We start from the raw sequence: 13,483 nt of genomic DNA on the forward strand, positions 1-13,483 counted from the left end.
TCCCTCTAAAGTGTGATTTGCAGCCACCCACCGCACTGGAACAGCCCTTTGCCATAACCTTTGAAAAACGGCGCGGCAAGAATGACTGAAAAATCCGTGAGTACAAGGCAAAGGCTTGCCGGGTGGGCATGCCGTGCCCTGGCGGGCACGGCAGAGGACGCTCAGAGCGTGGAGAGGAAGGTGCTGTTGCTGGCCTGCCACTCGCTGATGTCGACGCGGATGCGCTTCTTGTCGAGCTTGCCAACGCTGGTCTTGGGAATTTCAGTAACAAGGGCGATCTGACTGGGAATCGCCCACTTGCTCAGGTGGCCCAGCTCGACGAAGGGCTTGAGGTGTTCCTTGAGCTCGCGGGCGCCAATCTCATGGCCCTCGCGGATGACCAGCAGGGCGAATGGGCGTTCGCCCCACTGCGGATCGGCAATGCCCACCACTGCTACTTCACGTACCGCCACGTGGCGGCTGATGAGGTCCTCCAGGTCCAGGGAGGAGATCCACTCGCCACCGGTCTTGATCACGTCCTTGATCCGGTCGCGGATGTCGATCACCCCCATGCTGTCCAGGGTTGCCACGTCACCGGTATGCAGCCAGCCGCCTTCCCAGAGCTCGGCGCCTTTTTGCGGCTCGTTGAAATAACCTTCGCTCAGCCAGGGCGCCCGCAGCACCAGCTCGCCCTGGGCCTCGCCGTCCGCCGGGAGGAAGTTGCCTTCGGCATCGATGATCGCCGCCTCCACCAGCGGCCCCGGTACTCCGGCCTTGATGCGGTAGGTGGTGCGCTCGTCCTCGCTGCCCGCCATCAGTTCATCGTTCAGGTGTGCACAGGACACCAGCGGTCCGGTTTCCGACATGCCGTAGGCAGCCGTCAGCTGGATGCCCTTGGCCTTGGCCGCCTCGTACAGCGCGCGGTTCAGCGCACTGCCGCCGATGACGATCTTCCAGCCGCCGAAATCCGTACCCTGGGCCGCCTTGGCATTGAGCACCATCTGCAGGATGGTCGGCACGCAGTGAGAGAAGGTGACCTTCTCCCGGCGCCACAGCTCCACCAGGTACTCCGGGTCGTAGCGCCCGGGATAGACCTGCTTGAGCCCGAGCATGGTGGCCACGTACGGCAAGCCCCAGGCGTGCACGTGGAACATCGGGGTGATGGGCATGTACACATCGTTGGTGCCCAGCAGGCGCACGCTGTCGATGGCCCCCATGATGGTGGACACCCCCAGGGTGTGCAGCACCAGCTGGCGGTGGGTGAAGTACACGCCCTTGGGGTTGCCGGTGGTGCCGGTGGTGTAGAAGGTGGTGGCCACCGAGTTCTCGTCGAAATCCTCGAACGCGTACTGGGGGCCGGCGGCGGCGAGCAAGGTCTCGTACTCGCCCACCAGGTTCGGCAGCTCGGCAGTTTTCTCCGGGGCATCGGTGAGCAGCAGGGTTTTCTCCACCGTGGTCAGGTGCCCGGCAATCGCCTGGTACAGGCCGACGAACTCGCTGTTGACCAGCACGAAGCGGTCCTCGGCATGGTTCATGGTGTAGAGAATCTGCTCCGGCGACAGACGCACGTTGATGGTGTGGATCACCGCACCGATCATCGGGATGGCAAACATGCACTCCAGGTAGCGATGGCTGTCCCAGTCCATGACCGCCACGGTGTCCCCCGCCCTGACCCCGGCCGCGGTCAGCACATTGGCCAGGCGCGCCACCCGCTCGATCAGGGTCGGATAGGTGTAGCGCAACTGGTCACGGTAGATGATCTCGCGGGTTTTTTCGTAGCGGGTGCCGGACATCAGCAAGCGCTTGATCAGAAGTGGGTATTGGTAGGCGCCTTCGGCGGGAGGAATAACGCGAGTCTGCAACATAAGAATCCCTTTTCTGACGGCTCGGTCGTGACTGGAGGATAACCACTCTAGAGCTCCTGCGCGCCCGCTAAATCAGCCAAAGGAATGATTTGCAGGGCCGTACAAATACTAGCTTCAGGCCAGTATTGTTACGGCCCTGCACGACCTCAGGCGCTTTGCCCCACGGCTGCCTCCGCCGGGGTGCGGGGAAAGGCCAGCGCCGCGGCAAACGTCAGCGCCGCGACCCCCGCCAGGACCAGGTACAGGCCACTCAGGCCCTGACGCGGTTCCACCAGAGCAATCAGCGGAATCGCCGTGGCACTGGCACCGAACGACAGGCAGTAACGCAAGGCGAAGATTCGCGACTGCCACTGGGGCGCAACGAAGTTGGCGACCATGGCATCGTTCACCGTGACCTGGCCGAACACCACGAACATGAAGGCCGCACCCAGGACGATCACACCCCAACCCTGGCTGTCGGCCATCGCCAGCAGCAACGGGGCCTGGAGCAGGGTCAAAATGATGAACGGCCACTTCAGGCTGAAGCGGTGCAATACCCGGCCGATCAACAACTGCGCCACTGCGCCGAAGGCATAGGCCAGGCTGACCACCACCCCCAGGGTCTGCGGCGAGGTGAACAATTCATGCAGGCGTTCCTGGAACAGCTTCGGGTAAGTCATGGTGGTGGCGTTGAAGACCACCCCGCCAGTGGCTGTGGCCAGGGCCAGCACGCCGAACACCAGGAACATGGAGATCTGCTGCCCGCCCTTGCCCTTGAGCGGCACATGGGCGCGTGCGGGGGCAGGCTCGTCACGCACCTGCAAGGCAAAGCCGACACCCAGAAGGATGGCCACGCTCCCCGGCAGGATGAACGCCGAGCGCCAGCCGAACTGCGCCACCAGCAAGCCGGTAATCAAGGCCGAGAAGGCCACGCCGAGGTTGCCCCACATACCGTTGATGCCGATCTCGCGCCCGCGATTCTGCGCATAGGCCACCAGCATCGCGGTGCCCACCGGATGATAGATAGCGGCGAATATTCCCATCAGGGTCAGCCCGATCACCAGCATGCTCGGGCTATTACTGAGCCCGGTGAGGATCGAAGCGCCACCGATGCCGAAAAAGAACAGCAGCATCATCTGCCGCCGACTCCAATGATCCCCCAGCCAACCGGCCGGTAGCGAACAGGCGCCAAAAGCGATGAAACCACCCAGGGACAGACCGATCAGCCCGGCATAGTCCAGGCCAAAGGCCTGGGTCATGCCCAGCACGGCAGCGGGAAAGATCAGCATGAACATGTGATCGATGACATGGGCGGCGTTGACGTAGCGGATGACGTTTCGGGCTTGATTCATGGCGACACACCGGGGGTTGGTTGTTGTGCCGCCTATGCTAATTTGGCAATCCACCGCATTTCTGACAACAAAGTCATTGGACCGGACATGTTAATCGACCACTTCCACCATGGGCCGGTCAGCGCCTATCCCCGGGACTACCCCGACGCCGGGCATCAACCATTGCACCGCCATCGCGAGGCGCAGTTTCTCTACGCCGCCTGCGGCACCATGCGCCTGGTCACCGCCCAGGGCGCCTGGGTGATCCCACCGAGCCGGGCGGTGTGGATCCCGCCACTGGTGGAGCATGAAATCTTCATGGTCGGCGAGGTGCGCATGCGCTCTCTGTTCATCGACCCGGAGCTGTCAGCGCCCGCATTGCGCCAATGCTGCGTCCTGGCGGTCACACCGCTGCTGCGGGAGTTGATCCTGCGTGCCGTGCAAGGTCCGGAACAAGCGGAAAACCCCTTGATCCAGCAATTGATGCTGGAAGAAATCGCCGCCCTGGAAAACCTTCCGCTGCACATTCCCATGCCCCAGGACCGGCGCTTGCAAGCCATCTGCCGGACCTTGATACAGACCCCGGATCACCCCCACACCCTGGAAGACTGGGCGCAGCAGGTCGGCGCCAGTTCACGAACCCTGGCGCGGCTGTTCCAGCAGCAGGTGCAGATGAATTTCAATGCCTGGCGCCAGCAGGTGCGCCTGATGGAAGCCCTGCCACGCCTGCTCGCCGGGGAAAGCGTGCACAGCGTGGCCGACTCGCTGGGATACGGCAGCGCCCGGGCCTTCAGCGCGATGTTCTGCCGTTTGCTCGGGGATACGCCACGGCATTACGTGGCGGCCTTGAATCAGCTCAGCGCAATCAATGCATCTCGGTGAAGGCCAGCTTCACGCCGATGGCGATCAGCACTGCGCCCATGGTGCGGTCGAACCAGTGGCCCATGCGGGCAAAGCCGGCACGAACCCGCTGCTGGCTGAAGAGCATGGCCACCAGGCAGAACCACACAGCGGTGGCCACCGCCAGATACACGCCATACCCGGCCTGGATCGCCAGCGGCGTATGCGGGTTGATCACCACGGTGAACAGCGAGAGAAAGAACAGCGTCGCCTTGGGGTTCAGGCCATTGGTGACAAAGCCTGAAGTGAAGGCCCCACGCGCAGTGCGGACCCCGGCTTCCTTGTGCAGGTCGTCGGCCGCCGGTTTGGCCGGCTGGGCACGCAGGGCCTTGTAGCCGATGTACAGCAGGTAGGCCGCAGCCAGCCACTTCAGTGCGTTGAACAGAACGATGGACTGGGAAACGATCAGGCCGATCCCCAGCAGCGAGTAACCCACGTGCAGGAAGATTGCGCAGCCCACGCCCAGCGCGGTCCAGGTGCCGGCTCGACGGCCGTGGGTCACGCTTTCACGCACCACCACGGCGAAGTCCGGGCCGGGGCTGGCCACTGCCAGAAGATGGATGAGGGCAACGGTCAAGAACTCGGTGAAGTACATGCAGGCTCCTGTGTATGTCTAATTATTTCATCTGTTAGGCTCGGCAGATTACGCCTTAGAACCCTCGTGCAAAAGGTACAGTTCATGACTAACAATCGCCGCGCCGTCTTCCTCGATCACAGCTCACTGGACCTCGGTGACCTGGACCTGGGTGCGCTGCATGACAGCTTCAGCCCTCTGCAAGTACATGCCCACACAGCGCCGGAACAGGTCGCCGAACGCCTGCAGGGAGCCCGGGTGGCCATCAGCAACAAGGTGGCACTGACAGCCGAAACCCTGGCCGCCTGCCCCGACCTGCAACTGATCCTGGTGGCCGCCACCGGCACCAACAATGTCGACCTGGCCGCAGCCCGCAAGCAGGGGATCACCGTCAGCAACTGCCAGGGCTACGGCACTCCCTCGGTGGCCCAGCACACCCTGATGCTGCTGCTCAACCTGGCCACCCGGGTCGCCGATTACCAGCAGGCCGTGGCTGCCGGGCGCTGGCAACAGGCCAGTCAGTTCTGCCTGCTGGACTACCCGATCATCGAACTGGCGGGCAAGACCCTGGGCCTGCTGGGCAATGGCGAACTGGGCAGCGCGGTGGCCCGCCTGGCCGAAGCCTTTGGCATGCGTGTGCTGCTGGGGCAGATTCCAGGCCGCCCGACCCGCCCGGACCGCCTGCCGCTGGAGGAACTGCTGCCGCAAGTGGACGCCCTGACCCTGCACTGCCCCCTCAACGAGCACACCCGCCACTTTATCGGTGCCCGGGAACTGGCCCTGCTCAAGCCCGGAGCCCTGGTGGTCAACACCGCCCGCGGGGGGCTGATCGATGAACAGGCCCTGGCCGATGCATTGCGCAATGGTCACCTGGGTGGTGCAGCCACCGATGTGCTCAGCGTCGAACCCCCGGTGGCTGGCAACCCCCTGCTGGCCGGCGACATTTCGCGCCTGATCGTCACTCCACACAACGCCTGGGGCAGCCGCGAGGCCCGCCAGCGAATCGTCGGTCAATTGACGGAAAACGCCCACGCCTTCTTCAGCGGCGCCCCGCTGCGGGTCGTGAGTTGATAAACTTCGCCACTTTTTTCGGGGGCGGATCATGGACACACGCAGTGAAGTACTGTTGCGTCAGGCTGAATTGTTTCAAGGCTCACTGCTGCTGGCCGGCCTGGCCGCCGACGATCTGCTGGGCCGCCTGCCCAATGCCCGGGGCTGGAGCTGGCACGCCGGCGACCAGGCAGCCCTGGAGGCGCGCTTTCCCGGCCGCAGTCACTTTGGCGTAGACGCACCGGCCCAATCCTTCGACAGCGCCGTGCTGTTCCTGCCCAAATCCAAGGACCTCACCGACTACCTGCTCAACGCCCTGGCCTCGCGCCTGGCCGGGCGCGAACTGTACCTGGTGGGCGAGAAGCGCAGCGGCGTGGAGAGTGCGGCCAAGCAACTCAACCCCTTCGGCAAACCGCGCAAGCTCGATAGCGCCCGGCACTGCCAGCTGTGGCAGGTCACGGTGGCCAATGCTCCCGAACCGCTCACCCTGCAGAGCCTGGCCCATGAGTACGAACTGCCGCTGGCCGAAGGCCCGCTGAAAGTCATCAGCCTGCCGGGGGTGTTCAGCCATGGCCGGCTGGATCGCGGCACCGCGCTGCTGCTGGAGCACCTGGACCACCTGCCCGCCGGCCACCTGCTGGACTTCGGCTGCGGTGCCGGAGTGCTCGGGGCCACCGTGAAACGCCGCTACCCGGACAGCCGCGTGACCCTGCTGGATGTGGACGCCTTCGCCGCCGCCAGCAGCCGCCTGACCCTGGCGGCCAACGGCCTGGAAGCCGAGGTGCTGACCGGTGACGGAATCGACGCCGCGCCCATGGGGCTGAACGGCATCCTGACCAATCCGCCCTTCCACACCGGGGTCCATACCGACTACCAGGCAACGGAAAACCTGCTGCGAAAAGCAGCCAAACATCTGCAAAAAGGTGGAGAACTGCGAGTAGTTGCCAACAGCTTCCTGCGCTACCAGCCGCTGATCGAAGAGCACCTGGGGCCCTGTGCGATCAAGGCCGAAGGCCAGGGCTTTCGCATTTATCGGGCCAAGCGCGGCTGAAATCCTTTTTCGCAAACAAGGCTTGCCGAAAGGGTTTTGCCTAGGCAGAATCCGCTCCGTCCTAGGGGAGTAGTCTCCCACGAGCGCCACGCTCGTCCGGCATGCGTCAACATACTTGGTCAACAGACCATGGCGCATGCGACCCAAGAGTCCGCACAGACGGACCGCAGGGTTTGACAAGACCTATGACACGCACACCTTACCCGGGGCGGGAAGGCTGTACGTGTCATAGCCGTGTCGACCCGCCCCTTAGGAAAACCCTGATGATGCTGGACTCCCTACTCGTTCCCACCGCAATCGTTGCCTTGGCCGAAATCGGCGACAAGACGCAACTGCTTGCCCTGATTCTCGCCGCACGTTTTCGCAAACCCTGGCCGATCATCGCCGGCATCGTTGCCGCGACCCTGGCCAACCACGCGGCGGCCGGTGCGGTAGGCGCCTGGTTCGGCAGCTTCTTCTCGGACTCGACCCTGCACTGGATCCTCGCCGCCAGCTTCACCGCCACCGCGCTGTGGACCCTGGTTCCGGACAAGATGGACGACGACGAAGCCAATACCGCACGCAAGTTCGGCCCATTCCTGACCACCCTGATCGCCTTCTTCCTGGCAGAAATCGGTGACAAGACCCAGGTCGCCACCGTCATGCTGGCGGCGCAGTACCCGGATCTGTGGCTGGTGATCATTGGTACCACCCTGGGCATGCTGATTGCCAACGTACCGGTGGTCCTGGCAGGCAACTTCGCCGCAGACAAGCTGCCCCTGACCCTGATCCGTCGCCTGGCGGCGTCGGCCTTCTTCATCCTCGCCGTGGTGGCGGTGTACAAGGCCATGCAGATCAGCGGCTGGGTATAAACGAAATCGCCGGCAAGCTGGCCCCTACGCAACCCGTAGGAGCCGGCTTGCCGGCGATGGCATCATCGACAATGACGCGAAGGGATCAGGACTTCTTGGCGGCCTGATACAGCGGCATCACCTTGGGAATCGCCGCCTGCAAGGAAGCGATACGGCTGGTGGAAGCCGGGTGAGTGCTCATGAACTCGGGCGGCGCGGAGCCACCGGCAGCCTGGCCCATCTTGTTCCACAGGCTGATGGCCGCATTCGGGTTGTAACCGGCACGGGCGGCCAGTTCCAGGCCGATCAGGTCCGCTTCGTTTTCATTCTCGCGGCTGTTGGGCAGGGTCATCAGCAGGTTCACCCCGTTGTCGCCCAGGGCTACGGTTTCCTGCGGAACGCCGAACAAGGTGGCGATCTGCTTGCCGGCACCGACCGCGTACTGCTTGGACATGGCTTCGCGACCGTGCTCGCGCAGGGCGTGGGCAATTTCATGGCCCATGACCGCGGCGATTTCATCGTCGGTGAGTTTGAGCTTCTCGATCAGCCCGGAGTAGAAAATGATCTTGCCGCCAGGACCGCAGTTGGCGTTGAGCTCGTCGCTCTTGATCAGGTTGACTTCCCATTTCCACTGCGCGCAGTCGGGGCGGAAAGTCGGCGCCTGGGCAATCAGGCGGTTGGCAATGACCTGCAGGCGCTTGGCGTTGGCGCTGGTCTTGTCCAGTACGCCCTGGCTGCTGGCTTCACCCAGAGTCTGCTGATAGGACTGGGCATAGGACTGGTTCACTTCAGCGCTGGAAACCATGCTGAACATGGATTGCTTGCGATCCACACCGACCACGCCACCGCTGGTGGTATTGACCGTTTCACAACCGCTGAGCAGTACTGCGGCACTCAATGCACATACGACCAATGACTTCTTCATCATGAAACCTCCCTGAAAACGTGGCGCGTATCCTAAGGGCGGAAATGTATCCGCGCCAGATGTAAAAACAGCAATCGGTCGCATTTCAGATACATATCTGCCTTGCAGGAGAAAATTCATTCCTCCCGCAAATCCCGCCCGGGTTACCCCCACAGCTTGCCAAGAACGACATCAAGCTCCCTGAAACAGTCATTTTTCCGTGTAAGGCTAATGGCCAGCGCTGCAGCGGCCGATACAGCTCGGCAGACCTAAATTCCTGCGCCCGGAGCCTCTATGAAGTTCAAGTCGATCCAGTTTTCCGTCGCCGCCCTGGCCGGCGCCATCGTTCTCAGCGTGGTTGCAGCCCTGGTGCTGTACGCCCTGTTCTCCGGGGCCAGGACCCAGCAGATGGTGCAAGACCGTACCCAGGCCCAGTTCGAACAGGTCATCGAACAACGCCTGAGCGGCCTGGCGCAGACCCAGGTCAGCCAGATCCAGCGCGAACTGGAAGCGCCCCTGCTGATCGCCGGCGGCCTGGTGCGGGTCAATGCGCTGATGGGCACCCAGGACTCGCAAAGCCATGCCGGGCTGAGCCTGAGCCGTGAACAGCTGATTGCCCTGATCAAGGAAAACGTCACCCAGAACCCGAAGATCCTCGGTGCGTACATTGGCTGGGAACCCGGCGCCATCGACCATGACGACGCTGCCTACGTAGGCACTTCGGTGGTGGGTATCGATGCAGCAAACGGCCGCTTCCTGCCCTGGTGGTTCCGCAATGAGGACGGCAGCCTGGGCCTGGACAAACTGGCCGACGTCAATGATCGGACCCTGCTTTCCACCGGCGTGCGCGCCAGCGAGTACTACCTCTGCTCCCAGGACAGCCTAAAGCCTTGCGCCATCGACCCCGCTCCCTACAAGGTCGGCGACAAGGTGGTGATGCTGGCCTCCTTTATTCAGCCGATCCTGCTCAAAGGCAAGTTCCAGGGCATCGTGGGTGCCGACCTGTCAGTGAACTTCATCCAGGACATGCTGGTGGGAGCCAACCAGAAGCTCTACGGCGGCGCCGGGCACATGGCCCTGATCGGCGGCAACGGTCGCCTGGTCGCCTATACCAAGGACTCGAGCAAGTTCGGTGAAAAAGTCAGCGACGTGCTCAGCAGTGATGCACTGACCAAGCTGTCCAGCCTCAAGCGCGGCGAAGTGACCTACGACGTCGACCAGGCCAACGGCACCATCAGCCTGTACCTGCCCTTCGGCATCGGCCAGACCGATGCGCACTGGACCCTGATGCTGCAACTGCCGCTGAGCGCGGTGATGGCCGACCTCGACAAACTGCAAGGTGACCTGGCCGAACAACGCAAGGCCGACACCTTCGGCATGGCCATGGTCGGGCTGGTGATTGCCGGCCTCGGCTTGCTGGTGATCTGGCTGGTGGGCCACGGCATTGCCCGGCCGCTGCGGCAGATGGTGGCAATGCTCGACGACATCGCTCAGGGCGAAGGCGACCTGACCCGACGCCTGACCAGCGATCGCGCTGACGAGCTGGGCTCCATCGCCAAAGGCTTCAACACCTTTTTGGCCAAGCTGCAGGCGATGATCAGCCAAGTGGTGACCTCGGTTCAGAGCGTCAGCGATTCTTCGGAACACACCGCAGACATCGCCATTCGCACCAACCAGGGCGTGCACAAGCAAATGGTTGAAATCGATCAGGTAGCCACCGCGGTGCACGAAATGACCGCCACCGCCCAGGACGTCGCGCGCAATGCCACCCAGGCCGCGCAAGCCGCCAGCCACGCCGACCAGGCCGCAAGCCAGGGCATGCAGATCGTGCGCGACACCTCCAGCGCCATCGGCGCCCTGGCCGAGGAAATCGGCCGTGCGGTGGGCGTGGTGCAGACCCTGGCCAAGGACAGCGAGAACATCAACGCCATCCTCATCGCCATTCGCGGGATTGCCGAGCAGACCAACCTGCTGGCGCTTAACGCGGCAATCGAGGCGGCCCGGGCCGGCGAGCAAGGCAGGGGCTTTGCGGTGGTTGCCGACGAGGTGCGCAACCTGGCGCAGAAAACCCAGCAGGCCACCGAAGAAATCCAGTCGATGATCCAGCAACTGCAACAGGGCACCCGGGAAGTGGTGCGGGTGATGGAGGACAGCCAGCACAAGACCGACCAGAGTGTGGAACACGCGGCCAAGGCGGCCCAGGCCCTGGAAACCATCACCCAGGCGGTGTCGGTGATCAACGACATGAACACCCAGATCGCCAGCGCCGCCGAGGAGCAGAGCGCGGTGGCCGAGGACATCAACCGCAATGTGATCAATATCGGCCAGGTGGCCAATGAAGTGGCGGGCGGTGCCGATGAGTCCAGTGCGGCCAGCGCCGGGCTGACCAAGCTCGCCGAACAGCAACGACGCCTGATCAACCAGTTCAAAGTCTAATCACGGACCTGTAGGAGCCGGCTTGCCGGCGAAAGCGATCCTGGCTTGGGCAGCAAACCAGGGGGCCTCTTCGCTGGCAAGCCAGCTCCTGCAGCCAGCTCCTGCAGTTGATGCTTCAGGCGGGGGTCAGGCACTCGGGGCCGTTGAGCTTGGGGTCATTGACCAGGTTGGCCAGGACCCGCTCGCGCAGGGCTGCCGGCGGGCTGGCCAGCAAGGCTTGCAGGGCATGCAAGGGGGTTTCGGGATCGAGCCAGGCTTGCTGGCCGGCGGCATCGAGGATCAGCGGGCGGCGCAGATTGGAAGCCGCCTGGGTTACCACTGCAGTGCTCAGCCAGACCTGCTCCTGCACCGGGTAGGCCTCCCATATCGCGGCAAAAAAGATCGACGAACCTTCCCCCGGTGTCAGCCAGTAGGGGCGCTTGCGGGTGCCGCCGCGCCATTCGTAGAAACCATTGGCCGGCAGCAGGCAGCGCCGCTCGCGAAAGGCCTGGCGAAACATCGGCTGCTCCGCCAGGGTTTCCGCCCGGGCATGGGCGGGCGTCCGGGAAAGGTCCGTGAGCCACGGCGGTGTCAGCCCCCAGCGGGCCCGGGCCAGGGTGCGCTGGCCGTTTTCCGCGCGCTGGATCAGCACCGAATCATTGGGCGAGATGTTCCACTGCGCCTTCTGGTCGGCGGGAAATCCCGGCAAGGCGGCAAACGCGGGGTTCCAGCGAAACAGGGCATAACGTCCACACATGGGGCAATACAACTCTCGGCAAATCGGCGCTCAGCCTAACAGACCAGCACCCCGGCAAAATTGTCCGGTTCATCAAAGGGCAACGGCAGGGCCGCATTGTACGCAGCGATCAGCTCTCGCGCCTGTTGCGCCTGGTGGTTTTCCACCGCCAGCCCCAGCAGCCCGAACAGCGGCAGCTCCCCTGCCCCGCCCAACAGATCGCGCCCCTGCAGATGGGCCTCGATCCCCTCGCTGGCCAGCATGCACTGGAGCAACTCGCCTTCCAGTAGGTTTTCCGGCTCGTAGATGCGCTGCATAAGGGCCACTCCCCATTCAGTCGTTTTCACTGTGAACGTCGAGCATCCATTCCCGACCGTCGGTTTGCAGGGTGAATACAATGGGCCGGCAGCACACCGGGCAGTCTTCGATATAGGTCTGGTCGCCGCCAGACAGGTCCAGCACCGCCTCTGCCTGTTCACCACAGTAAGGGCACTGATAATGGTCGGTTTCCAGCATCGCCGTCTCCAGAGTGACTTATGCGTATAATCGCCGGTCTATTTGCAGGGCTTTTTTTGTTTGAGCTGAATTTTCAGACCGTGCCCGGCTTTTTTTCGATCCGAACCTTTTCTTACCCTAGCCGTTTCTAACAAGAGAGCATGATGGGCGAATTCGATGCCATCCGACCTTACCACGACAGCGAAGTACCAGCGGTGCTGGCCCGGCTGCTCGGTGACAAGGCGTTTCTAGATATCCTCACCCACTTTCGCTTCCCGCGTTTTGCCAAGACTTTCGGCTGGCTGCTCAAACCCCTGATCGCTCACCGCCTGCGCCGTGAGTTTGCCGGGGTCACTTCGGTGGCCACCCTGCAGGACAAGGTCGAATTCTACGTCGACCACACCATCGAGCGGGCCACCGACGGCGTGACCTACACCGGCGTCGAGCAGTTCAAGTCGGGCACCGCCTATGTGTTCCTGGCCAACCACCGCGACATCGTCATGGACCCGGCCTTCGTCAACTACGCGGTGTACCACGCCGGCCTGCCGACGCCACGCATCGCCATTGGCGACAACCTGCTGCAGAAACCGTTTGTCAGCGATCTGATGCGCCTGAACAAGAGTTTCATCGTGCACCGTTCCATCAGCGGTCGCCGGGAAAAGCTCGCGGCCTACCAGCTGCTGTCGGCCTATATCAACCATTCGATCCGCAACGACGGCCAGTCGATCTGGATCGCCCAGGCCGAGGGCCGGGCCAAGGATGGCGACGATCGCACCGAGTCGGCGATCCTCAAGATGTTCCACATGAGCCGCAAGGACGAGCCGTTCGGCGAGGTCATCCAGTCGTTGAACCTGACGCCGGTGTCCATCAGCTACGAATACGACCCCTGCGACCAGGCCAAGGCCCGCGAGCTGTACATCCGCGCCACCACCGGCACCTATACCAAGGCACCAGGCGAGGATGACGTGAGCATCGCCAAGGGCATCACCGGCTATAAAGGCCGGGTCCACGTAAACTTCGCCGCGCCCATCAGCGAATCCTTCGAGGACACCAAGCAACTGGCCATGGAAATGGACCGGCAGATCCTCGGCGGCTACCGCCTGTTCCCGGTGCACTACCTGGCCTATGCCCAGTGGAGCGATGCCGATCCACAACTGCAGGTGCCAACGGCCGCCGAGGTCTTCCCGGCCCAGGAGCTGGCCAAGGCCGAACAGGAATGGCAGCGCCGGCTGGATGCCTGCCCGGCAGAACACCGGCCGTACCTGGTACTGCAATACGCCAATCCGGTGCGCAACCAGTATCGGGTCAAGGCCGGTCTGGCGCTGTAACGGCCGGACTGGAAAGCACAACGGCGCCTGCGGGCGCCGTTGTCGT

13 protein-coding genes and 1 riboswitch are annotated in these 13,483 nt (G+C 63.2%); of the genes, 6 read left to right on the forward strand and 7 right to left on the reverse strand.

Annotated features, from left to right (window positions below; all coding sequences use genetic code 11):
• Positions 1–161: 161 nt before the first annotated feature.
• Together KI242_RS26065 and KI242_RS26070 are read right to left on the reverse strand one after the other, a co-directional pair.
• Positions 162–1,844, reverse strand: coding sequence for a fatty acid--CoA ligase (locus tag KI242_RS26065; protein ID WP_015636946.1), 1,683 nt, complete (start codon positions 1,842–1,844; stop codon positions 162–164).
• Positions 1,845–1,990: 146 nt separating this feature from the next.
• Entirely contained in the window at positions 1,991–3,175 is a 1,185-nt protein-coding gene (locus KI242_RS26070) for an MFS transporter (RefSeq protein WP_015636947.1), read from the reverse strand.
• Between the two features lie 87 nt (positions 3,176–3,262).
• On the opposite strand from KI242_RS26070, the gene KI242_RS26075 reads away from it, so the two are divergent.
• On the forward strand, positions 3,263–4,036 hold the full coding sequence (locus KI242_RS26075) for a helix-turn-helix transcriptional regulator (protein ID WP_015636948.1): 774 nt from the start codon (positions 3,263–3,265) through the stop codon (positions 4,034–4,036).
• Here KI242_RS26075 and KI242_RS26080 read toward each other — a convergent pair.
• Complete coding sequence (locus tag KI242_RS26080; RefSeq protein WP_011063367.1) at positions 4,020–4,649, reverse strand: LysE family transporter; 630 nt, start codon at positions 4,647–4,649, stop codon at positions 4,020–4,022. The two genes, KI242_RS26075 and KI242_RS26080, sit on opposite strands and share 17 nt — an antisense overlap.
• Positions 4,650–4,733: 84 nt before the next feature.
• On the opposite strand from KI242_RS26080, the gene KI242_RS26085 reads away from it, so the two are divergent.
• The 3 genes from KI242_RS26085 to KI242_RS26095 all read left to right on the forward strand — a co-directional run bounded on the left by KI242_RS26085 (position 4,734) and on the right by KI242_RS26095 (position 7,580).
• The gene (locus tag KI242_RS26085) at positions 4,734–5,699 is read left to right on the forward strand and encodes a 2-hydroxyacid dehydrogenase (protein ID WP_212805667.1); all 966 of its coding nucleotides are present in this window, start codon (positions 4,734–4,736) and stop codon (positions 5,697–5,699) included.
• Between the two features lie 31 nt (positions 5,700–5,730).
• Positions 5,731–6,729, forward strand: a complete 999-nt coding sequence (locus KI242_RS26090; RefSeq protein WP_015636950.1) for a class I SAM-dependent methyltransferase — start codon at positions 5,731–5,733, stop codon at positions 6,727–6,729.
• Positions 6,730–6,781: 52 nt separating this feature from the next.
• A riboswitch (yybP-ykoY riboswitch) is annotated at positions 6,782–6,903 on the forward strand.
• A gap of 92 nt (positions 6,904–6,995) precedes the next feature.
• Positions 6,996–7,580: a TMEM165/GDT1 family protein gene (locus KI242_RS26095; protein ID WP_011063370.1), complete on the forward strand. Its 585-nt coding sequence runs from the start codon at positions 6,996–6,998 to the stop codon at positions 7,578–7,580.
• A gap of 85 nt (positions 7,581–7,665) precedes the next feature.
• Here the strand turns inward: KI242_RS26095 and KI242_RS26100 are convergent, their stop codons facing one another.
• Entirely contained in the window at positions 7,666–8,484 is an 819-nt protein-coding gene (locus tag KI242_RS26100) for a M48 family metallopeptidase (protein ID WP_011063371.1), read from the reverse strand.
• A 273-nt stretch (positions 8,485–8,757) separates the two neighbouring features.
• Between KI242_RS26100 and KI242_RS26105 the strand changes: the two genes are divergently transcribed.
• Positions 8,758–10,899 (forward strand): methyl-accepting chemotaxis protein, encoded by a 2,142-nt coding sequence (locus KI242_RS26105; protein ID WP_212805668.1) that lies wholly within the window; start codon positions 8,758–8,760, stop codon positions 10,897–10,899.
• 115 nt (positions 10,900–11,014) lie between these two features.
• Here KI242_RS26105 and KI242_RS26110 read toward each other — a convergent pair whose 3' ends face one another.
• From KI242_RS26110 to KI242_RS26120, 3 genes are read right to left on the reverse strand one after another with little or no spacing between them, the layout of a single operon-like run.
• On the reverse strand, positions 11,015–11,635 hold the full coding sequence (locus KI242_RS26110; RefSeq protein WP_011063373.1) for an SOS response-associated peptidase: 621 nt from the start codon (positions 11,633–11,635) through the stop codon (positions 11,015–11,017).
• A gap of 35 nt (positions 11,636–11,670) precedes the next feature.
• A complete protein-coding gene (locus KI242_RS26115; protein WP_212805669.1) occupies positions 11,671–11,931 on the reverse strand; it encodes a DUF2007 domain-containing protein in 261 nt (86 codons plus the stop codon).
• 16 nt (positions 11,932–11,947) lie between these two features.
• Positions 11,948–12,130 (reverse strand): CPXCG motif-containing cysteine-rich protein, encoded by a 183-nt coding sequence (locus KI242_RS26120; RefSeq protein WP_011063375.1) that lies wholly within the window; start codon positions 12,128–12,130, stop codon positions 11,948–11,950.
• 140 nt (positions 12,131–12,270) lie between these two features.
• Between KI242_RS26120 and KI242_RS26125 the strand changes: the two genes are divergently transcribed.
• Positions 12,271–13,437: a 1-acyl-sn-glycerol-3-phosphate acyltransferase gene (locus tag KI242_RS26125; RefSeq protein ID WP_015636954.1), complete on the forward strand. Its 1,167-nt coding sequence runs from the start codon at positions 12,271–12,273 to the stop codon at positions 13,435–13,437.
• Positions 13,438–13,483: the final 46 nt, after the last annotated feature.

Origin of the sequence: Pseudomonas sp. Eqa60, from assembly GCF_018326405.1 — a bacterium.
Classification (GTDB): Bacteria; Pseudomonadota; Gammaproteobacteria; order Pseudomonadales; family Pseudomonadaceae; genus Aquipseudomonas; species Aquipseudomonas protegens.